At 55.1% G+C, this 21,980-nt stretch carries 21 protein-coding genes and 1 tRNA gene; 5 read left to right on the forward strand and 17 right to left on the reverse strand.

Going from position 1 to position 21,980, the window contains the following annotated elements:
- Positions 1–4: 4 nt before the first annotated feature.
- From phnK to ACFX4O_RS18785, 8 genes are all read right to left on the reverse strand, one after another.
- A complete protein-coding gene (gene phnK / locus ACFX4O_RS18750) occupies positions 5–763 on the reverse strand; it encodes a phosphonate C-P lyase system protein PhnK (RefSeq protein ID WP_131407138.1) in 759 nt (252 codons plus the stop codon).
- The gene (locus ACFX4O_RS18755) at positions 760–1,608 is read right to left on the reverse strand and encodes an alpha-D-ribose 1-methylphosphonate 5-phosphate C-P-lyase PhnJ (RefSeq protein ID WP_380210203.1); all 849 of its coding nucleotides are present in this window, start codon (positions 1,606–1,608) and stop codon (positions 760–762) included. The genes phnK and ACFX4O_RS18755 overlap by 4 nt, the downstream gene beginning before the upstream one ends.
- Positions 1,601–2,665 (reverse strand): carbon-phosphorus lyase complex subunit PhnI, encoded by a 1,065-nt coding sequence (locus ACFX4O_RS18760; RefSeq protein WP_380210205.1) that lies wholly within the window; start codon positions 2,663–2,665, stop codon positions 1,601–1,603. The genes ACFX4O_RS18755 and ACFX4O_RS18760 overlap by 8 nt, the downstream gene beginning before the upstream one ends.
- Positions 2,665–3,249 (reverse strand): phosphonate C-P lyase system protein PhnH, encoded by a 585-nt coding sequence (phnH, locus tag ACFX4O_RS18765; RefSeq protein ID WP_131407143.1) that lies wholly within the window; start codon positions 3,247–3,249, stop codon positions 2,665–2,667. Before phnH ends, ACFX4O_RS18760 begins: the two co-directional genes overlap by 1 nt.
- The gene (gene phnG, locus ACFX4O_RS18770) at positions 3,246–3,698 is read right to left on the reverse strand and encodes a phosphonate C-P lyase system protein PhnG (protein WP_380210207.1); all 453 of its coding nucleotides are present in this window, start codon (positions 3,696–3,698) and stop codon (positions 3,246–3,248) included. Before phnG ends, phnH begins: the two co-directional genes overlap by 4 nt.
- Positions 3,699–4,424, reverse strand: coding sequence for a phosphonate metabolism transcriptional regulator PhnF (phnF, locus tag ACFX4O_RS18775; RefSeq protein ID WP_380210252.1), 726 nt, complete (start codon positions 4,422–4,424; stop codon positions 3,699–3,701).
- Between the two features lie 159 nt (positions 4,425–4,583).
- Entirely contained in the window at positions 4,584–5,030 is a 447-nt protein-coding gene (gene yjdN, locus ACFX4O_RS18780) for a VOC family metalloprotein YjdN (protein WP_131407147.1), read from the reverse strand.
- 93 nt (positions 5,031–5,123) lie between these two features.
- A complete protein-coding gene (locus ACFX4O_RS18785; protein WP_017459520.1) occupies positions 5,124–5,459 on the reverse strand; it encodes a zinc ribbon domain-containing protein YjdM in 336 nt (111 codons plus the stop codon).
- Between the two features lie 602 nt (positions 5,460–6,061).
- On the opposite strand from ACFX4O_RS18785, the gene crfC reads away from it, so the two are divergent.
- On the forward strand, positions 6,062–8,416 hold the full coding sequence (gene crfC, locus ACFX4O_RS18790; protein ID WP_380210210.1) for a clamp-binding protein CrfC: 2,355 nt from the start codon (positions 6,062–6,064) through the stop codon (positions 8,414–8,416).
- Entirely contained in the window at positions 8,413–9,291 is an 879-nt protein-coding gene (locus ACFX4O_RS18795) for a diguanylate cyclase regulator RdcB family protein (RefSeq protein WP_380210212.1), read from the forward strand. Before crfC ends, ACFX4O_RS18795 begins: the two co-directional genes overlap by 4 nt.
- 213 nt (positions 9,292–9,504) lie before the next feature.
- On the opposite strand, the gene kdgT is transcribed toward ACFX4O_RS18795, so the two are convergent.
- Positions 9,505–10,503: a 2-keto-3-deoxygluconate transporter gene (gene kdgT / locus ACFX4O_RS18800; RefSeq protein ID WP_380210214.1), complete on the reverse strand. Its 999-nt coding sequence runs from the start codon at positions 10,501–10,503 to the stop codon at positions 9,505–9,507.
- Between the two features lie 651 nt (positions 10,504–11,154).
- Between kdgT and proP the strand changes: the two genes are divergently transcribed.
- On the forward strand, positions 11,155–12,657 hold the full coding sequence (gene proP, locus ACFX4O_RS18805) for a glycine betaine/L-proline transporter ProP (RefSeq protein WP_131407155.1): 1,503 nt from the start codon (positions 11,155–11,157) through the stop codon (positions 12,655–12,657).
- Positions 12,658–12,692: 35 nt separating this feature from the next.
- Here proP and ACFX4O_RS18810 read toward each other — a convergent pair whose 3' ends face one another.
- The 3 genes from ACFX4O_RS18810 to ACFX4O_RS18820 all read right to left on the reverse strand — a co-directional run bounded on the left by ACFX4O_RS18810 (position 12,693) and on the right by ACFX4O_RS18820 (position 14,677).
- On the reverse strand, positions 12,693–13,646 hold the full coding sequence (locus ACFX4O_RS18810; protein WP_380210254.1) for a nickel/cobalt transporter: 954 nt from the start codon (positions 13,644–13,646) through the stop codon (positions 12,693–12,695).
- 78 nt (positions 13,647–13,724) lie between these two features.
- Positions 13,725–14,336, reverse strand: coding sequence for a DUF2238 domain-containing protein (locus ACFX4O_RS18815; protein WP_380210217.1), 612 nt, complete (start codon positions 14,334–14,336; stop codon positions 13,725–13,727).
- Positions 14,337–14,601: 265 nt separating this feature from the next.
- A tRNA-Phe gene (locus tag ACFX4O_RS18820) sits at positions 14,602–14,677 on the reverse strand.
- A 183-nt stretch (positions 14,678–14,860) separates the two neighbouring features.
- Between ACFX4O_RS18820 and ACFX4O_RS18825 the strand changes: the two genes are divergently transcribed.
- Together ACFX4O_RS18825 and ACFX4O_RS18830 are read left to right on the forward strand one after the other, a co-directional pair.
- The gene (locus tag ACFX4O_RS18825; protein WP_131407159.1) at positions 14,861–15,706 is read left to right on the forward strand and encodes an AraC family transcriptional regulator; all 846 of its coding nucleotides are present in this window, start codon (positions 14,861–14,863) and stop codon (positions 15,704–15,706) included.
- 37 nt (positions 15,707–15,743) lie between these two features.
- On the forward strand, positions 15,744–16,349 hold the full coding sequence (locus tag ACFX4O_RS18830) for a LysE family translocator (protein ID WP_380210219.1): 606 nt from the start codon (positions 15,744–15,746) through the stop codon (positions 16,347–16,349).
- Here the strand turns inward: ACFX4O_RS18830 and ACFX4O_RS18835 are convergent.
- The 5 genes from ACFX4O_RS18835 to aspA all read right to left on the reverse strand — a co-directional run bounded on the left by ACFX4O_RS18835 (position 16,346) and on the right by aspA (position 21,894).
- Positions 16,346–16,921: a transcriptional regulator gene (locus ACFX4O_RS18835; RefSeq protein WP_131407163.1), complete on the reverse strand. Its 576-nt coding sequence runs from the start codon at positions 16,919–16,921 to the stop codon at positions 16,346–16,348. The genes ACFX4O_RS18830 and ACFX4O_RS18835 overlap by 4 nt on opposite strands.
- Positions 16,922–16,968: 47 nt before the next feature.
- Positions 16,969–18,660, reverse strand: a complete 1,692-nt coding sequence (locus tag ACFX4O_RS18840) for a protein-disulfide reductase DsbD (protein ID WP_380210221.1) — start codon at positions 18,658–18,660, stop codon at positions 16,969–16,971.
- Positions 18,636–18,959 (reverse strand): divalent cation tolerance protein CutA, encoded by a 324-nt coding sequence (gene cutA, locus ACFX4O_RS18845; RefSeq protein ID WP_380210223.1) that lies wholly within the window; start codon positions 18,957–18,959, stop codon positions 18,636–18,638. The genes ACFX4O_RS18840 and cutA overlap by 25 nt, the downstream gene beginning before the upstream one ends.
- Before the next feature lie 84 nt (positions 18,960–19,043).
- The gene (locus ACFX4O_RS18850; RefSeq protein WP_380210225.1) at positions 19,044–20,345 is read right to left on the reverse strand and encodes an anaerobic C4-dicarboxylate transporter; all 1,302 of its coding nucleotides are present in this window, start codon (positions 20,343–20,345) and stop codon (positions 19,044–19,046) included.
- A 112-nt stretch (positions 20,346–20,457) separates the two neighbouring features.
- Positions 20,458–21,894 carry an aspartate ammonia-lyase gene (gene aspA, locus ACFX4O_RS18855; protein ID WP_380210227.1) on the reverse strand — a complete coding sequence of 479 codons (1,437 nt, stop codon included), beginning with the start codon at positions 21,892–21,894 and terminating at the stop codon, positions 20,458–20,460.
- Positions 21,895–21,980: the final 86 nt, after the last annotated feature.

Genomic DNA, 21,980 nt, shown 5'->3' on the forward strand with positions numbered 1-21,980 from the left:
CTCCTTAATTTTGCAATACCGAGGAGACCAGCAATTGGGTGTAAGGGTGGTGCGGATCGTCGAGCACCCGATCGGTTAACCCACTTTCCACCACCTGACCTTGTTTCATCACCAGCAAGCGGTTTGCCAGCAGCCGCGCGACGCCCAAATCATGGGTCACCATCACCACGGCAAGGTTCATCTCCACCACCAGGCCGCGCAGCAGGTCGAGCAAACGCGCCTGTACTGAAACATCCAGCCCGCCGGTGGGCTCATCCATAAACACCAGTTTCGGGCGAGTGACCAGGTTACGGGCGATTTGCAGGCGCTGCTGCATGCCGCCGGAAAAGGTGGTCGGCAGGTCGTCAATGCGCGAGGGTGGGATCTCAACATCGCTGAGCCACTGCTCGGCGCGGCCACGGATATCGCCGTAATGTCGCGCCCCTGTTGCCATCAGACGTTCGCCGATATTGCCACCGGCGGAAACCTGGCGGCGCAGACCATCCAGCGGATGCTGATGTACCACGCCCCACTCGGTGCGCAGCAAGCGGCGGCGTTCGGCTTCGCTCATCGCATAGAGATCGCGCGCCTGGTAAGTGATGGTGCCGTGCTGGGGCACCAGGCGCGCCGAAATGGCATTCAGCAGCGTGGTTTTACCAGAGCCAGACTCACCGACAATGCCCAGCACTTCGCCCGGCCACAAATCGAAAGAGACATCCTGAAAACCCTTGCCTGGCGCATAAAGATGGGAAAGGTGATTCACCGAAAGCAGCGGTTGGGTCATTTGCGTAAAGCCTCGCTCTGTTGGCGGCAATAATCGGTGTCGGAGCAGACGAACATGCGCGTGCCGGTATCATCCAGCACCACTTCATCGAGATAGCTGTGGATTGAACCGCAAATGGCGCACGGCTGATCCCACTTTTGCGGCGCGAAGGGGTAATCCTCAAAATCGAGGCTCACCACCTGTGTGTAGGGCGGCACGGCGTAAATACGCTTTTCACGCCCGGCACCAAACAGTTGCAGGGCGGGCATCATGTGCATTTTCGGGTTATCGAACGCCGGGATTGGCGACGGGTCCATCACGTAGCGCTCGTTTACTTTTACCGGCCATGCATAGCGAGTGGTGAAGTTGCCAAAACGCGCAATGTCCTCATACAGCTTCACCTGCATCACGCCGTACTCTTCCAGCGCGTGCATGGTGCGGGTTTCTGTCTCACGCGGCTCGATAAAGCGCAGCGGCTCCGGGATCGGCACCTGGTAAATCAAAATCTGGTCTTCTTTGAGCGGCGTTTCGGGAATGCGGTGGCGTGTTTGAATCAGCGTGGCGTCGGCGGTGCACTCGGTGGTTTCCACGCCAGTAACGCGGGTAAAGAACTGGCGGATTGAGACGGCGTTGGTGGTATCGTCCGCGCCCTGGTCGATCACTTTCAGCACGTCATCTTCGCCAATCACGCTGGCGGTGAGCTGAATGCCGCCGGTGCCCCAGCCATAGGGCATCGGCATTTCGCGCCCGCCAAACGGCACCTGGTAACCGGGGATCGCCACCGCTTTGAGCAGCGCGCGGCGGATCATGCGTTTGGTTTGCTCATCAAGAAAAGCAAAGTTGTAACCGGTCAGCGCGTTAGCCACGGCGTTTCTCCTGTTGCAGTTGTCTGAGCAAATCCAGTTCCGCCTGGAAATCAACGTAGTGGGGGAGTTTCAGGTGCGAGACAAAGCCCGCCGCTTCAACGTTATCCGCGTGCGCCAGCACAAACTCTTCGTCCTGCGCCGGGCTTTTAATCGGCTCGCCGTAGTCAGCGGCTTGCAGAGCACGGTCCACCAGCGCCATCGCCATCGCTTTGCGCTCGCTCATGCCGAACACCAGCCCGTAGCCGCGGGTAAAGTGGGGTGGTTCATCCTGCGGTGCGATAAAGCCATTGACCATTTCGCATTCGGTTATCAGCAGTTCGCCGACGTTTACCGCAAAACCCAGCTCTTCTGGCACAATTTCCACATCGATGTAGCCACTGCGGATCTCGCCGGCGAACGGGTGGTTGCGACCGTAGCCGCGCTGGGTAGAGTAAGCGAGCGCCAGCAAGTAACCCTCGTCGCCGCGCGCCAGTTGTTGCAAACGCGAAGAGCGCGAACAGGGGTAAACCGGGGGATTACGGGTAATGTCGTCCGGGATTGCGCCGCTATCTTCTTCGGCTTTTGCCAGCCCTTCATTAACCAGCAAACTGAAAACATGCGGTGCGGCGTCCTGCTGCTCTTCGCGCGTGGTGAGCGTCGGCGTTTCACCTTCGGCGAGCAGGGTAAAATCGAGCAGGCGATGGGTGTAATCGTAAGTGGGGCCAAGTAATTGGCCGCCGGGAATATCTTTGTAAACCGCCGAGATGCGGCGTTCTAAACGCATTTTCGCGCTGTCGATGGGTTCGCTCACGGCCAGGCGCGGCAGCGTGGTGCGGTAAGCACGCAGCAGAAAGATGGCTTCGACGTTATCGCCGCTCGCCTGTTTTAACGCCAGCGCTGCCAGTTCCCGATCGGCAATGCCTCCTTCGGTCATTACGCGATCGACCGCCAGGTGCAACTGGTCGGCGATTTGCGCAACACTCAGCTCCGCTAACTCCGCGTCGCCACGGCGTTTATGCTCCTGCAGCGCGTGGGCAGCGGCGATGGCTTTTTCGCCCCCCTTGACAGCAACGTACATCAGTACACCTCCACCAGCGTGGTTCTGGGTATTGCCAGCGCGCGTTCGCCGCAGGTCAGGATCACGTCGATGCCTGTCGGGAACGAATGCGGGCGGTCGGTAAACTCATCGGTAATGCACTCCGGCAACTGCGGGGCAATCATGCGTTCTTCCAGAATGCCCGGCCCGGTCAGGCGCAGCATGCGCCCGCCGCTCAGCGCCGGTAGCTGTAAAATCAGGGTCGCACTGCTTTCCGGGCTGATATCCGTGCCGCTCGGCAGCACGCTCAGTTGCTCGGCGCTCAGGGTGCTGTCGGCAATGGCGAACAGTGACTGTTGCGGTTGATCGACCAGCGGCGCATTGGTATGAAAGCGCAGGTTCTGGCGCACGATGTCGTTATCCACGGCGGCGGAAAGCCAAATTGGCGTGTCGTTATCGGCAAGTGTCAGCAATACGCTGGTGGTGGCCGGGTTGAGCGGCGGCCAGCCATGTTTTAACTGCGGCAGCGAGACAATCACGCCCGGCTCGCTCATGGCTTTTAACAGACGGCGAAAACAGTGTTGGGCATCGTGAACCGCCGAAGCGAAAGCGGGTTGTAAGGTCATGCGTTATCTCCGCGAACCAGCGTAAAGAAGTCGACCCGGCTGGCGTTGACTTCGGCCTGGCGCGCAGTGAGGCGCGCGGCGTGGTCCGCTTCCAGCGGGGTAATAAGGGTTTCCATTAACGTCTGGAAATATGAAGGATCCTGCAACAGCGCATCACAGACAGCGCAGCGTTCGGCGTGGCCTTTATCGCGCCCGAGCACCCAGCTAAAACCGAGCGTGCCGCACTCGAGGCGAACAACTGCCCGCGTTAACGTGGCGTCGCCGGGAAAGAAACGTTCACCGGTCGCGCCCATGCGTGCCTGGATCTGTACCAGGCCTGTCTGCGGGGCGCGCACCTGTTCATATTCCGGGGCGAGCCCGAGTGTGCGCATTCGGCCGCTCAGCATCTCCGGCGTGGAGTGCGCGAGTGCGGCCATCCAGCGCTGTCGGGTTGGCGTATCAAAATGCATTCAGTGCTCCATGGTGAATTCAATCATGTCGGCGCGGGTCAGGCTGACGGAGTATTCCGTCGCGTTGATTTCGCCTTCACGATGGTTAAGGGTGCGCACGCAGAGCAGCGGCGCCATATTGGGGATCTCCAGCCAGCGACTCTCTTTGACTTGTGCGCGGCGGGCGCTGATGCGTGTCTGGGTGCGTTTCAGGCTGACACCGGCCCGATCGCGTAAAAAATCATGCAGCGAACCGCTGTCAAATTGCTGCAACAGCGGCCACAACTGCATGTCGGAGAAATAGTGATCAATAAGGCACAGCGCCACGCCATTCACCCGGCGGCGAGTGCGCAGATGGATAACGTTGTCGCCCTCCTGAATACCTAACGCATCGGCGACGTGTTGAGACGCTGGGCGTAGCACCGCCAGCAGACGTTCGCTGGTGGGATGGCTGCCCTGATCGAGTAGGTTTTGGCTAAAGCGCGCCTGTGCATTGAGGGGGTAATCGAACGGGCGCATCAGCACCATCACGCCAACACCCTGGCGGCGCTGTACCCAGCCTTTTTCCACCAGTTGATCAATCGCGCGGCGTAATGTGTGGCGGTTAACCTCGAAACGCGTCGCCAGTTGCTGTTCGGCGGGTAGCCAGTCGCCGCAGCGATAGCTACTGCGCAGCTCCTGCTCTAACCTTGCGGCGATTTCCTGATAGCGCGTGGGGTAACTGGTCGGATGTCTGGACAAGTGCATGCTCATTGTAGCTCCGCGGGCCAGGTAAAAAGTGGTCTTATCGTGAAGCGCAAATGTTGCATTTGGGTTATACGATGATTGCGCGAGGATGAATCTTGGCGAATAAGAAAAACCGCAGGAAATAAAGAAGGAGCCATTGGCTCCTTCTTAAAGAGGGGATCAAGCGTTGGGTGGCGCTTTGGCGACATTCACCATCCAGGGAATACCGAATTTATCGGTCACCATGCCAAAGCCGTGCGCCCAAAACGTCTCCTGCCACGGCATAGTGATATGCCCGTCAGCGGCAAGCGCATCAAACCAGGCTTTGCCCTGCGCGAGATCCTGAGTGGCGAGGCTTAAGGTAAAACCGCTGTAATCCCCGCTGTTTTGCCGGCCATCGCTCATCATTATTTCGCTACCGGCAATGCGTAAATTCGCATGGGCAATATCATTATCGGCAAAAGCCTGGCCCGCGGCGCAACCTTCATCGTTATTGCTCTCTTGCGGGGACTTAGGCATTTCGCCAAATGTTATCTTATAGGTTAATTCGGCATGGAGTGCCTGTTGGTAAAACTCGATGGCCTGTTCGCACTGACCAGAAAAAGAGATGTAGGGATTGAGCGGCATAATCATTACCTCGGGTAACGAAATCTGCCATTAAGTGTAGGCGTTGCGGGAAAAAGTAAACCAGGCGGGAAGCAAAAACTTCCCGCCAAAACATCAATTCTTTTTAACAAATTCAGATTTGAGTTTCATTGGGCCAAAGCCGTCGATTTTACAATCAATATTATGATCGCCTTCGACCAGACGAATATTTTTTACCTTGGTGCCGATCTTCAACATTGAAGAACTGCCTTTTACTTTCAAGTCTTTAATTACGGTAACGCTATCACCGTCGGCTAAAAGATTACCGTTAGCATCTTTGACGATTAATTCATCTGCATCGTGAGCAGGTTCCGCATCGTTCCACTCGTGAGCGCATTCCGGGCAAATGAACATGCCATTATCTTCATAGGTGTATTCGGAATTACATTTTGGGCAGTGGGGAAGTTGCATAGAGAGTTCCTCGAAAGTACATACAGAGCGGGGTAAACCGCACAAAAGGCTCAGCGCCAGAAAGGCTGCGATTATACAGCAAAACCGTACAATTGCCGTTGTTATTATTTTTTTCAGAAAAAACATAAAAAGATGAAAGTAGTGACATAACCTGTCATTCGGTTAAGCGATGCTTATCCCTGAAACATGATGAGTAAATGCTTATGCCAGTTATTTAGATTATTTTCTGGTGGAAATTGCCAGCATTTACTAATTCAGATAAGGTGGCGTGTAGTATCTGGTGTTATTCGAACCCAAACTGTCATGCCTGCTACGCTGCCAGCAATGGCGGTAATTACCTCTCAAATTGGGTGGGTAAATAAATGATGATATATTCTGGTTGTTCCTGAAAATGAGCTAAGCTGAAACTCTCTGGTTTTTATCACCGGAGTTGCGCCGCTGTCATTTTTTGAGAAAAAAAATATATATTTTCCTGAGTATCATCAGGTATTTATCTTTTCGAAGATATTTTCCACACGTAATTATAAAAGCCGAAACTTCACTAATAAAACATTCCGGCTAAATAAAAGTAAGAAAATTTGCGTTAAGGAAAGACTTTTGACATGCACACACAAACAATTTTTGAATTAAGCCAGGAAGCAGAAAGACTGTTACAACTTTCCTTGCACAATCTCCAGGCTTTAAAAAAAATACCGACGGCGACGTTTGATGAGACGAACGCGACCGGTAAGGCGGAAAACGCCAATGTTTTGCCGTTGCATTTCAGCGCGCGTGGCGTTGAAGCGCAGCAGGCGACGCTGCATAACGAATTACGGAAAATTACCCGGCTGGAAATGGTGCTGGCAATTGTCGGTACCATGAAGGCAGGAAAGTCGACCACCATTAACGCGATTGTCGGCACAGAAGTGCTACCCAACCGCAATCGGCCGATGACCGCGCTGCCAACCCTCATTCGCCATACGCCGGGTCAGAAAGAGCCGGTGCTGCACTTTTCTCACGTGGGGCCCATTGACGCGCTTGCGCAACAGCTTCAGACGCGGCTCTTTAATTACAACCGTGAAAAGCTGGCGCAAAAAATTGAAATCGATAAAGACATGGCCGCGCTGTTGGATCGTATTGCGCAAGGCGATGCTTTTGATAAGCACTATCTGGGCGCAGAGCCGATCTTCCATTGCCTGAAGAGCCTGAATGATCTGGTACGCCTTTCCAAAGCGCTGGATGTGGACTTTCCTTTTTCCGCGTATGCGGCGATTGAACACATTCCGGTGATTGAGGTGGAGTTTGTGCATCTGGCCGGGCTGAATAATCAGCTGGGCCAACTGACACTGCTGGATACCCCAGGGCCGAATGAAGCCGGGCAGCCGCATCTGCAAAAAATGCTCAGCGAGCAACTTGCGCGCGCCTCGGCGGTGCTGGCGGTGATGGACTACACACAGCTTAAATCCATTTCTGATGAGGAAGTGCGCCGCGCAATCTCCTCTGTCGGCCGTTCGGTGCCGCTGTATGCGCTGGTGAATAAATTCGATCAGAAAGATCGCAACAGCGACGATGAAGAACAGGTCAAAGTGTTGATTTCCGGCACGTTAATGAAAGGAAACATCAACCCGGCACAGATTTTCCCGGTTTCATCAATGTGGGGTTATCTGGCGAACCGCGCCCGTCACGAACTGCAGCATCAGGGACGTTTGCCGGATCCGCAGGAACAGCGCTGGGTGCAGGACTTCGCCGAAGCCGCACTCGGACGCCGCTGGCGCCACACCGATTTGGACGATATTGAGCATATCCGCCACGCCGCCGATCTCTTGTGGGAAGATTCGTTATTTGAAAAACCCATTCGCACACTGCTGCATGCCGCACACGCTAACGCCTCGCTTTATGCGCTGCGTTCGGCGTCGCATAAATTGCTGAACTACACCCAAAGCGCCCGCGAGTACCTCGATTTTCGCTACCAGGGATTAACGGTGGCTTATGAAAAGCTGGAGCAAAATATTTCCCGGCTGGAAGAGGACATGGCGCTACTGCGTAGCTGCCAGGAGGGGGTGAGCGATGAAATTGAACACGAAGTGGAAGAGGCGCTCGCCGCAGCCGAGATCTATATCCATGGTCAACAATTTGAAATCACTGAGGCTATTGATGCCTGGTTCCATGATGGTCAGCTCATGACAATGGTCAGAGAAAGCCAGGCTGATTTACGTTTTGATGAACATTTCGCGCCGGGGCAACTGGTGCTGGAAAATGAAGGCCAGGCGCAGGTTGCGCTCAGTAAAATTCGCTCGGTGTGTGAGACGATTTTAGTCGCGGCGCAGGAGCGCATCAGCCGTGAGCTGGCGCAGCGTTTCGACGAACTGGAAAACACGCTGGCGCGCTCGTTGAACGATGCGATGCGCCCGATTGAGACGCGTATTAAAGAGGAACTTACGCATGCGGGTTTTCGTGCGCGTATCAGTTTTCCTGCTTTCCAGGCGAGCGCGCTCAACTTTAACGCCCGTTCGTTGTTTACCAATGTGATAGCGCCGCAAGATTTGCCCGCCGGGCAGGCGCCGCGCGGCGGTAGCGTGCGGGAAACCGTGTCGCGCTGGCTGAATAACCCCAGTTGGGGGTGGGACGATTATGTGGCAACGCGTACCCGCTATGTGATCGACCTTACGGCGTTAAATAAGAAACTTATCGACCATGTTGCTCATTTTTGTGAACAAATCCGTAAAGCTTTGAACGCGCAGGTCGATGTTTCTGTGACGGCGGGAATGGCGACATTTTTCGCCGAGTTCTCGTTAAGTCTCGCGGGACTACAGGAAAGTTTGCGTGACAGCCTGGCGATACGGCAGCAGAACGAATCGTCAGTGTTGGCGTTGCGCCAGCAGTTGCAGCACAGCATCAGTACGGCCAATTGGATCCATGAAGACGCACGCCTGTTACGCGATGATATTCAAACTCTCTTCGCGGCGGATCAACCATGAAAAATCAACTACTGGACGGGCCCGGACGCGTACTTGAGTGTATTCATCCGAAATTTATCGTGGATTTGGTGCAGGGTGTCGATGCGCCGCGCCAGACGCCGATTGTGCCCCAACAGCAGTTGTTCCGTGAGCGGCTGACGCAGGAAATCATGGCGCAAACGCAGCTGCGCCCGTGGGCGATGTCTGGCGTATTAAATGAGAACGATGCGCTGCGCCTGGGGCTGGCGGAAAAACTGGCCAGCATGCTTGATCCGGGGTATCTGGCATTAACGCGTATTACCGAGCGGCTGGCGACGTTGCAACAAGCGGAGCGCCGTCCTGCCAACGCGACACCTGGTGTGCAGCAGCAATATGACGAGCTGGTTGATCATTTTAGCCAACGCGCCGCGTGGAAAGAGAAAGCGCTGACTCAGCGCGGGCTGGCAGTACAGGCGGGGAACCATAGCGAACAAGTTTTTGTCCACTGGCGCGCCGGGAATTACAACGGCTGGTCGATGGCCGGGCGCTGCTACATCGCGCTGGAAGAGTTGCGCTGGGGGGCGTTTGGTGACGCCTGCCGTCTGGCGAATGAAGGTGTGGCGAAGATGCTGAAAGATAATCTGCGTGCCATGGCTACCGATTTTCTGGCGCAGGGTATTAATGCTTCTCCGGCGACCCGACATTTCTACCACCAATGGCTGGCGACACCCTCAACGCCAGGATTGATGGACTATAAAGATTTACTCGGCTGGCTTGGCGACTGGTGTGATGCTGAACGCCACCCGATCTGCTGGTCTGTCACCCAGAGCTGGCAAACAGTGGCGCTGGGCATGCCGCGACTCTGTTCAGCGACACGCATCGCGACGGCGATGGTGGATGAAGTATTTGGCGAGTAACCCGCTTTTACACCTGTAAACATTCGCCTTTTATATATAAAGATGGCATTGAGTAGCGGTGAAAGGGTTAGTCAAAACACGTAAGGTGCATTTTCTCCCCGTCATACGTGAGAGCATGTCAAAGCCAACATCTGTTGCTGATCGCGCGCGGCGGATGCGGTTTTCTACTGGCAACAAAAAAGCCCCTGACCGGGCTTTTTTGTTCGAACACCTTTAGTGTCCTGTCGATTCGACGGGGTTCTCCGCTTTTTCTTTCGCTTGCGGCACATCACCGAAGCGTTTCGCATACAGCGCGGTGATAATCGGCACCAGAATAGCCGTCACGATTACACTCGCAGCTACCAGTGCGGTTGCGGAGGCGGCAACCGGTTCGAACGCCGGGTTAATCTGCGCGATAATCACCGGGTTCGCCACCGCCGCGCCTGCCGCAGAAGAGGCCGCCACACCTGCCGTTCCGTTACCGCCGCCAATTACACGGTCGGCGATAATCAACGGAATACCGGTGATGATAATCACCGCAACGCCGAGGAAGATGCCCAGCAGGCCGGTTTGTATGATGACGCTCAGGTTGATGGTGTTACCCAGCGCGAAGCCGAAGAACGGGATCAGCACCGGCGTTGCTTTACTGAAGAAAGCGCGTAAATCGTGGTCAAGATTACCCAGCGCGAAACCAATCAGGAACGGTAGCACGGCGCCAACAAAGTGGTGTGGCTCAAAGGATGCCAGACCCGCGGAGCCAAGGATCACCATCGTCATCAGCGGGCCAGATTCCAGCGACATCAGCACGAACGCACCGGACTCCTCTTTGCTGCCGTACTGGTTCATCAGGCTCGCGTACAGGCCGCCGTTGGTCATATCCATGGCTGACACCAGCGCCAGCACGGAAAGCCCGGCGAAGAATCCGGTCTGGATGCCGGTATCCGGAATAAACGATGCGGCGATCATCGCCACTACCCAAGCGACGGCGATTTTGGTGAGCACCAGCGTGCCGGATTTACGTAAAACGGTGCCGGTAGCGCGTAAATCAATGGATGCGCCGATACAGAAAAACCACACGGCGAGAATGGGTACAGTGCCGGTAATCATTCCTTTTGTGAATGAGCCGAAATAAGCACCTGTATCCGGTGCCAGCGTATTCAAAATTGCGCCTAACAGCAGCGGTACCAGCATCATCCCGCCAGGAATGCGTTCTATCGTGGCCTTGATTTTCATAATAAATCCTCACTGCTCGTCATTACCATGAACGAGGAAAGCTAAAAATTAAAAGTGAATATTTTCAATTCATTAAAGAATTTCTTAGGCAGGGCATTCGCTATTGATTGCCGCTGGTTTCCGCATCATAAAGACATTGCATTGCACCGTGTTGCGGGTTTATGTCGCTATCATCTGATCAATGGAATATCTATTCAATAAGAATGAAACAATGTTTTAGTTACATTGATCACATATTTTTCGTAAAGATAATCTGAGGTTTGATTATTTATTTTTGCTGTAAATGAGTTGTGACGAAATATGTGGGATAAAGAAGTTAGATCATAATAACGTGGGTTATTACCGATGCTTTTTCAGCCCGCTTAGCATTAGATGTTTCTTATTCCCGGCGGTGAAAAAAGAGTGAAAACTGTGAGGAGGATTATTGCGGAGGAAAAGGGTGTGAATTTGATCACATTTTTAAACCCTGTTAGGGTAAAAAGGCCATTCACTGCCCGACAGGCGTCAACAGGTTCGGTTGTACAGGCTTTAAACAGCCCGTGTAAGTAAACCTGCTACGCTTGAACTGGAAGGCTGAAAAGCCATTTAAAACGCCTGGCAGGGAGAGTACGCCGGGCGGTTCAGGGCGAAAGTCTAAAGAGGAATAGATGCATGCTAAAAAGGAAAAAAATTAAGCCCATCACCTTGCGTGATGTGACCATTATTGATGATGGCAAGTTGCGTAAAGCGATTACTGCCGCATCGTTGGGTAATGCCATGGAGTGGTTTGATTTCGGCGTTTACGGCTTTGTGGCCTACGCCCTTGGTAAGGTGTTCTTCCCCGATGCAAACCCCAGCGTACAGATGATTGCCGCGCTTGGGACCTTCTCCGTTCCGTTCTTGATTCGTCCGTTAGGCGGCCTGTTCTTCGGCATGTTGGGCGATAAATACGGCCGACAAAAAATCCTCGCGATAACGATAGTGATCATGTCCGTCAGCACCTTCTGTATTGGTCTGATCCCGTCGTATGCCACCATTGGTATCTGGGCGCCGATTTTACTGCTGCTGTGTAAGATGGCGCAGGGCTTCTCGGTTGGGGGCGAATACACCGGGGCATCTATCTTTGTCGCCGAATACTCGCCGGATCGAAAACGCGGCTTTATGGGTAGCTGGCTGGACTTCGGTTCCATCGCCGGTTTTGTGCTCGGCGCGGGCGTAGTGGTTCTGCTTTCTACCATTGTCGGTGAGGATAACTTCCTCGACTGGGGCTGGCGTATCCCGTTCTTCCTGGCGCTGCCGCTGGGGTTAATTGGACTCTATCTGCGCCATGCGCTTGAAGAGACTCCGGCATTCCAGCAGCACGTCGACAAACTGGAGCAGGGCGATCGCCAGGGATTGCAGGAGGGGCCGAAAGTCTCGTTTAAAGAGATTGCGACTAAACACTGGCGCAGCCTGCTGACCTGTATTGGTCTGGTGATTTCCACCAACGTGACCTATTACATGCTGCTAACTTACATGCCAAGTTACCTGTCGCATAACCTGCACTATTCCGAAGATCACGGCGTGCTGATCATCATTGCTATCATGATTGGTATGTTGTTTGTACAGCCGGTGATGGGGCTGTTAAGCGACCGTTTTGGCCGTCGTCCGTTTGTCATTCTGGGTAGTATTGCGCTGTTTGTGCTGGCGATCCCGGCCTTCATTATGATTAACAGCAACATTATTGGCCTGATCTTCGCCGGTCTGCTGATGCTGGCGGTGGTGCTGAACTGCTTTACGGGGGTGATGGCGTCAACGTTACCGGCGATGTTCCCGACACATCTTCGCTACAGTGCGCTGGCGAGCGCGTTCAACATCTCTATCTTGATCGCCGGTCTGACGCCGACGCTGACAGCATGGCTGGTGGAAAGCTCGGCTAACCTGCTCATGCCTGCCTATTACTTGATGATTGTGGCGGTGATTGGCCTGATTACCGGCCTGACCATGAAAGAGACGGCGAACTTACCGCTGAAAGGGGCGACCCCGGCGGCGTCGGATTTGCAGGAAGCGCGGGAAATCTTGCAGGAGCATCACGATAACATTGAGCAAAAAATCGAAGACATCGATGAAGAGATCGCCCAGTTGCAGGAAAAGCGTACGCGCCTGGTGCAGCAACATCCAAAAATAAACGAGTAATGACTATCCCGGATGGCGCTGTCATCCGGGATTTTTTAACATCCCGCCGCAATATAATCCCCGTTCGCGCTTACCGGAATAACGGTTAAAAACAGCACCACTGCAAACAGAATCAGCGCCGCGCCACCGACAATTTTCAACGCCGGAACGAACCTGTGTAACGTGCTTGCTTCTCCGCCAAAAAACGCCGCCGTGCTGTTACGCGCATAACGCACCGCCAGCGACAACCCGGCGATCGACAGCGCAGTGCCGGTGGCCATGGTCATCACCGCAGCAATGCCCCAAGTTACGATGCCGAGTGCATTGGCGAAGAGCAAAATCATGATCGCACCGCTGCATGGACGCGCGCCGATAGCGAGGATCACGCCGAGACGCGTTTTCCAGTCGCCTTGCGTGCTAACGCCAACGCCGTGGTGGCCACAACCACAATGAGCGTCGTGCTGATGCGCGGGGGTAAGCGAGCGGATTGCCAGCTTGCGCGGCTTCAGGCTTTTCAGGGCGTTCCAGACGACAAACGCACCAAAACCGCCAATCATCACCGCGCTTATTTTCTCAACGTACCAGCGACTTTCACTGAGATCGCCTGCGGCAAGGTTGAAACCGACCGCCAGAATAAAGACGAACAAAATGGCGCTGACGCCTTGCATCAGGCTGCCCAGCACGGGAATGACCCGCGCCGCGGTCTGGCTTTCGTTGTTGGTGCTAAGCCAGGCGGTAACGATAAATTTGCCGTGACCAGGGCCAATAGCGTGCAGCACGCCATAAAAGAAAGCGCCGGTGAGCAGCCATAAACCGCCGCTGTACTGGTGGTTGTTCAGTTGCAGCAAATACATCACCAGATAGCGGTGCAGGGTGATTTGCGTTGCCAGGCACCATTGCAAAAAGGCCGCCCAGTGCGCATGTAATGTGAAGGCGACAGCCAGTACCACCGCCAGCAGGATAACGGCGGCGGGCAAGCGCCAGTCGCGGGTGAGAAGTTGCGTGGTCATAAGTGTGTGGGCGTTGGGGGTAATGCCCGGAGTATAGGCGGCGAACACCGTTGGCTCCAGTCTTCGCCGCAATTTGTCTTAGGCGTTGAGCAGCCGTTTGTTCCAGCGTCCCAGTAACAGCACCGTAGTCAGCGCGCCAAGCAGGGCACAGAACATATCCGACTGGGTATCCCAGGGATCGCCCTGGGTGCCGAGAAACTCGTCCGCGCCCTGGCCCATTGCCAGCGCCGCCCACCACTCAATTAATTCGTAGGTGGCACTAATCGCCAGCGCAATGCAGCAGACGATAAAATCGAGCATCTTCCCGCCCCGCACATATTGCCCGCGCAGGAGAATTTCTCTGGCTGCAAGCGCTGGCACCAGCCCCTGGAAGAAGTGACCGAGTTTGTCATAGGGGTTACGGCTCAGCCCTAAAAGATGTTGCACATCAAAACCAACCGGGACTTTAGCGTAGGTATACATTCCGCCGACCATCAGAATAATGGCATGGAAAAAGATCAGTCCATACAGCAGAGATGTCAGCGGATAACGGCGCCAGGTGACGAGCAGCAATGGCACGACAATCATTACCGGAACCACTTCCATCAGCCAGGTCACCCGGTCTTTGGCAAACCAGCCGGTATAGATAAGGATCACTAACAGCACCAGCGCCGCCGCAGACAGCGAGGCGCGACTCACGCTCTTAACCATAGGAATATCCGTTTCAGGAAAAAAGACACTATTGACGCGATTGCCGGGAAAAACAAGGCGCTGCGCTTTTCAGCAGAACAAACTGGCGTGACAGGAGAGAGCAATGAAGAGTTGTGTGTGGCGAAAACATTCCAGTGATGTGGAGGCCCGCAGGGTGGCAGGGCCGGTTAACAAACATGTGGGGCGAATAATCGAACGCAGTTCGCTGGAGAGTCCGAATCCCCAAAAGCAAAAACCCGCCTTTTGGGCGGGTTCTCTGAATAAGTGGTGCCCGGACTCGGAATCGAACCAAGGACACGGGGATTTTCAATCCCCTGCTCTACCGACTGAGCTATCCGGGCAACGGGGCGCATTAAACCTTAATCGTCTTAAGGCGTCAACTTTATTTCCTTCAATTCTATCCAGTTGCTCAACTTTACGGCAATCTGAACAATTGCACGGCACAAATCGACCATTGCACAAATCTTCCAGACTTTTACCTTTAGGAGATGAATGCTAATTTCCGGTGGAATTTTGGAGTTGATATGGCGAAAGACTGGCTGGAACTGCGGCAACACGCGGACACGGGAATTGAAACCATCCGTGCTCATTTTGAAGGGCACGCTTACGATCCGCACTGGCACGACAGCTACCTGGTGGGCATTACACTTTCCGGTACGCAGCAGTTTCACTGCCGACGGGAGCGCCACCGCAGCACGCCGGGTGATGCTTTTTTGCTTGAGCCGGGCGAGATCCACGATGGCGACGCCCCGGTAGAAGGCGGGTTTACCTATCTGACCTTTTACCTTGATGACCGCTGGCTCAGCGACACGTTACGCGGCCTGTATGAATCGGTACCGTCCAGCTATTCACTGCATTTTTCCCACACTATCGCCAGGGAACCGCAACTGATCCGCGCGATTGCGCACACCTTTTACGCGCTGCACAGCGAAGAGATGCGCATTGTCCAGCAAAGCGCCATGGATGGGCTGCTCAGCCAACTTACGCACCATTGCCAGTGGCGCAAACGGCTGCCGTCGCAATTGCAAAGCACAGCCATTGCACACCGTGCGCGTGATTATCTGCATGCGCACATTGGCGATAACGTTGGCCTTTCGGATCTGGCGCGGGAAACGGGAACCGACCGTTTTACACTGACACGCTGTTTTAAACGCGAGTTCCACTTAAGCCCGCACGCCTGGCTTATCCAGTTACGGCTTGCTACTGCGCGTTCGCAGCTGGCGAAAGGGGAGACGCCAGCAGGCGTTGCTGCCGCGCTGGGGTTTGCCGATCAAAGCCATCTTGGTCGCTGGTTTCAGCGCGCGTACCGCCTCTCGCCAGCGCACTACCGCAGGCTGTGCACAAATCTTCCAGACGACGACGGCAAATAACGCGACAGTTTAAGGCTCATTGATAAGGAGCCTGCCTGTGAACCTGTTTTATAGCTATCTGCCGTTTTTACTCTTCGCCTTTGTGGCGTCAATTACCCCCGGCCCAACCAACATTTTGATTCTGACCAGCAGCCAGCGCTTCGGTATCAAAGCGACATTGCCTGCGGTGGTGAGCGCCTGCGTGGCGGCCAGCGTGATTGTATTTGTTTCCGGCGTGGGAGCGGGCGAAGTGTTGCGCAGTTACCCGCTGGTGCGCGAGATGATGAGCTGGGCGGGCGCGTTGTGGTTAAGCTGGATGAGCTGGCAATTGTTTAGCGCACCTGCTGCCGATTTGCAGAGCGAAGCGCAGCGACCCTTTAGCGGCCGTGCAGCGGCGCTGTTGCAACTGATTAACCCAAAAACCTGGATGATGGCGTTGGCAGTGGTCAGCCTGTTTGCTCCGCACGGTGCGCATCCACTGCGCGAAGTGTCACTGATGTCGCTGTGGTTTTTGCTGATCTCATTGCTGTGCCTGAGCGCGTGGACGCTGCTCGGCAAGGCGGTCAACCGGCTGTTTCGCACCACCACATCGCTGCTCTGGTTTCAGCGAGTGATGGCACTGTGCCTGTTGCTTTCCGCCTGGGCGGGATTTTTGGAGGCTTAAGTCAGCGCGCCGCCCTGGCGGCAGCGGGCAAAACGCAGGATATCTTCCGCCAGCCGCTGGGCCGTATCGACATCGGCCTGGCTGCGGTTAACCAGCATCCGGCTCAGGCAACCCTCCAGCACCAGTTCCATCTGCTTCGCCACCATCGCCGGATCGTCCACTTCTAACTGCGTCAGCAACTGATGCGAGAAGTCATGTGCGTCGCGCTTTTGCTGGTCCGCCAGTTGGTGAATCGGGTGCGCAGGATCCGGGAAGAAGGCGCAGGCGGCAATAAACAAGCAACCCGGATAGCGGTTATTGCTGACGCACTCGGTTAGCGCGCCGTAGCGAGCCAGCAGTTTTTGCTCATTGCTGAGCGTTTCGTCTAACAGCAGTTGCCTGCGCCAGATATCCACCTGCTGGCTGAGATAACGCAGCGCGTCATACAGCAGCGCCTCTTTGTCTGGCCAGAAACGGCGGAACTCATCGATGGGATAGTCGATGCGCTCGGCAACCATTTCAAGAGTGGTGTCCGCAATCCCTCTTAATTCAAGTAATTGCAAAGTTTGACTCAAAACGTCTTCGCGTTGCACGGTGATATCCTCCGTTATCTGAAGCGAATTCCCCCACAAAGTGTTGTTTATGGGGCGCGATTGCGCAAATGCGCGGCGAACGCAGCGGCGTCCATAAACCCGGTCACCCGCGCTGCCGGTTGCTCATGGCCTTGCGCGTCGAAAAACAGAATCGTTGGCAGACCCAGCACATTGAGATGGCGCAACAGCGCGGCGTCCTGCGCATTGTTGGCCGTTACGTTGGCCTGCAATAACACGGTATCTTTCAGCGCCGCCTGTACGCTCGCGTCGCTAAAGGTGTACTTCTCAAACTCTTTACACGCCACGCACCAGTCGGCGTAGAGATCCAGCATCACCGGGCGGCCGTTGGCCTGCGCCAGTGCCTGGTTCAGGTCGTCGACGGTTGAAATAGGGGTAAACGCCAGCGGCGAATGCGTCTGCGCGGTGGGGGCACCAAACGCCCAATCCTGTAACGGACGCGCGCAGACCAGCGCCGCGCCGAGCAGCGCGATTTGCAGCACGCGGATAAATGCGCGTTTCGCACCCAGACTGGTGATAAATGCCCAGCCGAAAAACGCCACGCCGAGCAGCGACCACAGTCGCAGCCCCCACGCTTCACCGAGCACGCGCTCCAGCAGAAAGACCGGCAAGGCGAGGATCACAAAGCCAAAAGCGGTTTTGACCTGCTCCATCCACGGCCCGCTTTTTGGTAGCAGACGATTGCCAAACACAGTCACGAGGATCAGCGGCAAGCCCATGCCCAGCGCGTAAAGATAGAGCGTGCCGCCGCCGAGCCACAGGTTACCGCTTTGCGCAATATAGAGGAGGATCGCGCTTAATGGCGCAGTGGTGCAGGGCGAACAAATCAACCCAGCTATTGCACCCATGGCAAATACCCCGCCCACGGAGCCGCCCTGCTGGCGGTTGCTCCACAGGGTTAAACGGGTTTGCAGCGCAGAAGGAAGCTGTAAGGTAAACAGGCCGAACATCGACAGCGCCAGCAGGGTGAACAGCACCGACAAGCCAATCAGCACATACGGATGTTGCAGCGCCGCCTGGAATGATAAGCCCGCCGCCGCGACTACCAACCCCAGCGCCGTATAGGTGAGCGCCATCCCTTGCACGTAGATAAACGCCAGCAGCAGCGCGCGCGGTGTGGCAAGACGCTGTTTCCCGCCAAGCACAATGCCGGAAATCAACGGGTACATTGGCAGCACACAAGGCGTAAACGCGATGCCGATGCCGATCAACAGTGCCCACAGGGCAGAGAAGGGGAGCTGATTTTCCGTCGTTTCCTGCGTTGCGGCTGGTGGCGCATTTACCGGTGTAGCCGCCGCGACTTCCATCAGCGGCACCACTTTGGTCTCAGGCGGGTAACAGAACCCGGCATCGGCGCAGCCCTGATAGGTGACGGTCAGCGTCGCGCCTTTTGCCGCCGCGTTGATATCGAGCGGCAGGTGCAGGCGCTTGCGGTAGATTTCCGTTTTGCCGTAGAACTCATCTTCGTGCATCTCCCCTTTTGGCAGCGTTAACGCGCCAAGGGTTGCTTGTGTCGGGGTGACACGAATTTGCTGGCGATAAAGGTAGTAACCCTCTTTAACTTGCCAGTTGAGCGTTAAATCATGCTGATGTTGCTGAAAATCAAAGGTAAACGCCTGGTCGGCGGGCACAAAACTGGAGCGACCGGGCGCGTCGAATAAGCCCGCAAAAGCGGATGTGCTGCACAGCAGCAGGATCAGCGTAAAGATGCGTTGAGCCATGAGAGGTAATCGTAATCTCCGTGGGTGACGGGTAAAGCCAGTAATTCCGGGGTTTGGTAAGGATGGTGCGATTTGATGCTGGCGAAGAGGTCTTCGAGATGTGCGACGTCGGTTTTGAGCAGCAGTTGCACTTCATACTCTTGTTCGAGTTTGCCTTCCCAGTAATAGAGCGAGGTCGCGCCCGGCAAAAGGGTGACACAGGCAGCAAGCTTATCTGCCAGCACTTTGGCCGCCAAATCCTGGGCGGTGGCTTCATCCGGGGCGGTGCAGAGTACAACAACGGCGTCAGGCGTGTTCATCGTCAACCTCGTAAGCACGAAAGCAACGACTATACCACGCGAAGTGAGAGGATCGGGCCGCCGGGCGACCCGATTTTAAGACCTTTACAACAAGATACCGCCGACGACAAAGCCCAGCATGACGCACAGGGCGATGGCGATCACGCCGGGAACGAGGAACGCATGGTTAAAAACAAACTTGCCGATGCGCGTTGAACCGGTGTCATCCATTTCGACCGCCGCCAGCAGGGTTGGGTAGGTTGGCAGCACAAACAGCGCGGAAACGGCGGCAAACGACGCAATTGCCGTCAGTGGGGTGACGCCGAGCAGCAGCGCGGCGGGCATCAGCGCTTTGGTGGTCGCGGCTTGTGAATAAAGCAGCGTTGCGGCGAAGAACAGCACCACCGCCAGCAGCCACGGGTAGCTATGCAACAGATCGCCCGCGACTATCTGGATATCTTCAATATGGTGTTTCACGAAGGTGTCGCCGAGCCACGCCACGCCGAGCACACAGATACAGGCGCTCATACCGGATTTGAAGGTGCTGGCGTTAAGGATCTCGCCGGTGTCGATTTTACAGGTCAGGCAAATCAGCGTGGCGATAGTCAGCATAAACACCACAATCGCTTCGTTACGCGGCAGTACCGGATTGGTGATTAACCCAACGGTAGGGCTGATAGCGGTGGCGTAAAGCATTACGGCGACAATGCCAACCAGGAACAGCAGCACCGAGCGTTTGGCATGCGGCTTCATCGCAAAAACCTGGCTGCCGCGCAGCTTCACTTCGCCTTTTGCCAGGCGCTCCTGGTACACCGGATCATCTTTCAGCTCGCAGCCGAGGAAGTTACAGACTACCGCCGTCAACATGACGGCAATCAGCGTCACCGGAATACAGATAGCCAGCAGCGTCAGGTAGCTGACGCCAAGCGGTTCGAGGATGCCTGCAAAAAAGACCACCGCAGCGGAAATGGGCGACGCGGTGATGGCGATTTGCGACGCGACCACGGCAATCGACAGTGGGCGCGACGGGCGAATGCCTTGCTCTTTCGCCACTTCTGTAATGACTGGCAGCGTAGAAAACGCGGTGTGTCCGGTGCCGGCGAGGATAGTCATAAACCAGGTGACCAGCGGCGCGAGAAAGGTAATGTACTTCGGATGGCGGCGCAGCATCTTTTCCGCCAGGCTCACCAGGTAATCCATACCGCCCGCTACCTGCATGGCGGCGATAGCGGCGATGACCGCCATAATAATTTCTATGACATCGAAGGGAATAGCGCCTGGTTTGATTTGAAAGAAAAGGGTCAGAACCAGTACACCAAGGCCACCGGCAAAACCAATGCCGATGCCGCCTAATCTGGCACCCAGGTAGATAGCAATCAGGACGAGGACAAGCTCTGCAGCAAACATAGTTGGCTTCCTTGTTTAACTAAGTGATATCGAATTGTTATATTTTGGTAACCATCCAAAAGAAAAAGGCACGTCACTCAGGACGTGCCTTTTGTCTTTCTAACCGTCGGAATTACTGTTCGCTTTCATCGGTATAACGCTTCGCTTTGTACGCCGGGTGCATCAGGTTTTGCGCGGAGAAGATGTCATCCAGCTCCGCTTCCGTCAGCAGGCCGCGTTCCAGCACCACTTCACGCACGCTCTTACCGGTTTCGGCGCAAATCTTGCCAACGATGTCACCGTTGTGGTGGCCGATAAACGGATTGAGGTAGGTGACGATGCCGATGGAGTTGTAGACGTAGCCTTCGCATACTTCTTTGTTGGCGGTAATGCCGTTGATGCATTTTTCCAGCAGGTTGTAGCAGGCGTTGGTCAGAATATGCACCGACTCAAACATCGCCTGGCCAATCACCGGCTCCATCACGTTCAACTGCAGCTGACCCGCTTCGGATGCCATGGTGACGGTGGTGTCGTTGCCGATCACTTTAAAGCACACCTGGTTCACCACTTCCGGCACCACCGGGTTCACTTTCGCTGGCATGATGGACGAACCCGCCTGCAACTCCGGCAAGTTGATCTCATTCAGCCCGGCGCGCGGCCCGGAGGAGAGCAGGCGCAGGTCGTTACAGATTTTAGAGAGTTTCACTGCCAGGCGTTTCAGTGAACTGTGCACCATTACGTAGGCACCGCAGTCGGAGGTCGCTTCAATCAGGTCTTCCGCCGGAACCACCGGCAGGTTGCTCACTTCCGCCAGTTTTTGTACGGCCAGTTGCTGGTAGCCGTCCGGGGTATTGAGACGCGTACCGATTGCCGTTGCGCCAAGGTTCACTTCCAGCAGCAGCTCGGCGGTACGCAGCAGGTTTTTGGTTTCTTCATTCAGCAGCACGTTGAAAGCGTGGAACTCCTGACCAAGGGTCATTGGCACCGCGTCCTGCAACTGGGTGCGGCCCATTTTCAGGATATCCTTGAACTCTACGGCTTTGTTTTCGAAGCCTTCGCCGAGCTGTTTGATGGCATCAACCAGTTTTACGATGGAGGCGTACACCGCGATACGGAACCCGGTCGGGTAGGCGTCGTTGGTGGACTGGCATTTGTTAACATGATCGTTGGGGTTGAGGAACTGGTATTCACCTTTTTGGTGGCCCATCAGTTCAAGACCGATGTTCGCCAGCACTTCGTTGGTGTTCATGTTCACGGAGGTGCCTGCACCGCCCTGATAAACGTCTACCGGGAACTGGTCCATGCATTTGCCATTGTTGAGGACCTCATCACATGCGGCAACGATAGTGTTGGCGATATTTTTCGGGATGGTTTGCAGCTCTTTGTTCGCCAGCGCTGCCGCCTTTTTCACCATCACCATGCCACGGACAAACTCAGGAATGTCGCTGATTTTGCTGTTGCTGATATAAAAGTTTTCAATCGCTCTCAGAGTATGCACGCCGTAGTAGGCATCCGCTGGCACTTCCCTGGTACCTAACAAGTCTTCTTCGATACGAATGTTGTTTAACATGTGAACCTTCTTTTTCAAGCTACGAATGAATACACCAAACACACAATATTAATGTGGTTATGTGTCTTTTTCGACCGACGATTATC

The organism is Kosakonia sp. YIM B13571, assembly GCF_042788095.1.
GTDB classification, from domain to species: domain Bacteria; phylum Pseudomonadota; class Gammaproteobacteria; order Enterobacterales; family Enterobacteriaceae; genus Kosakonia; species Kosakonia quasisacchari.

Bases quoted from the DNA above. Each gene is read 5' to 3' on its own strand.
- ACFX4O_RS18840 (WP_380210221.1), bottom strand. From the start codon at position 18,660: ATGGCTCAACGCATCTTTACGCTGATCCTGCTGCTGTGCAGCACATCC.
- ACFX4O_RS18850 (WP_380210225.1), bottom strand. From the start codon at position 20,345: ATGTTTGCTGCAGAGCTTGTCCTCGTCCTGATTGCTATCTACCTGGGT.
- kdgT (WP_380210214.1), bottom strand. From the start codon at position 10,503: ATGAAAATCAAGGCCACGATAGAACGCATTCCTGGCGGGATGATGCTG.
- ACFX4O_RS18810 (WP_380210254.1), bottom strand. From the start codon at position 13,646: ATGACCACGCAACTTCTCACCCGCGACTGGCGCTTGCCCGCCGCCGTT.
- phnF (WP_380210252.1), bottom strand. From the start codon at position 4,424: ATGCACTTGTCCAGACATCCGACCAGTTACCCCACGCGCTATCAGGAA.
- yjdN (WP_131407147.1), bottom strand. From the start codon at position 5,030: ATGCCGCTCAATCCCTACATCTCTTTTTCTGGTCAGTGCGAACAGGCC.
- cutA (WP_380210223.1), bottom strand. From the start codon at position 18,959: ATGAACACGCCTGACGCCGTTGTTGTACTCTGCACCGCCCCGGATGAA.
- aspA (WP_380210227.1), bottom strand. From the start codon at position 21,894: ATGTTAAACAACATTCGTATCGAAGAAGACTTGTTAGGTACCAGGGAA.
- phnK (WP_131407138.1), bottom strand. From the start codon at position 763: ATGACCCAACCGCTGCTTTCGGTGAATCACCTTTCCCATCTTTATGCG.
- crfC (WP_380210210.1), top strand. From the start codon at position 6,062: ATGCACACACAAACAATTTTTGAATTAAGCCAGGAAGCAGAAAGACTG.
- phnH (WP_131407143.1), bottom strand. From the start codon at position 3,249: ATGACCTTACAACCCGCTTTCGCTTCGGCGGTTCACGATGCCCAACAC.
- proP (WP_131407155.1), top strand. From the start codon at position 11,155: ATGCTAAAAAGGAAAAAAATTAAGCCCATCACCTTGCGTGATGTGACC.
- ACFX4O_RS18785 (WP_017459520.1), bottom strand. From the start codon at position 5,459: ATGCAACTTCCCCACTGCCCAAAATGTAATTCCGAATACACCTATGAA.
- phnG (WP_380210207.1), bottom strand. From the start codon at position 3,698: ATGCATTTTGATACGCCAACCCGACAGCGCTGGATGGCCGCACTCGCG.
- ACFX4O_RS18795 (WP_380210212.1), top strand. From the start codon at position 8,413: ATGAAAAATCAACTACTGGACGGGCCCGGACGCGTACTTGAGTGTATT.
- ACFX4O_RS18825 (WP_131407159.1), top strand. From the start codon at position 14,861: ATGGCGAAAGACTGGCTGGAACTGCGGCAACACGCGGACACGGGAATT.
- ACFX4O_RS18815 (WP_380210217.1), bottom strand. From the start codon at position 14,336: ATGGTTAAGAGCGTGAGTCGCGCCTCGCTGTCTGCGGCGGCGCTGGTG.
- ACFX4O_RS18760 (WP_380210205.1), bottom strand. From the start codon at position 2,665: ATGTACGTTGCTGTCAAGGGGGGCGAAAAAGCCATCGCCGCTGCCCAC.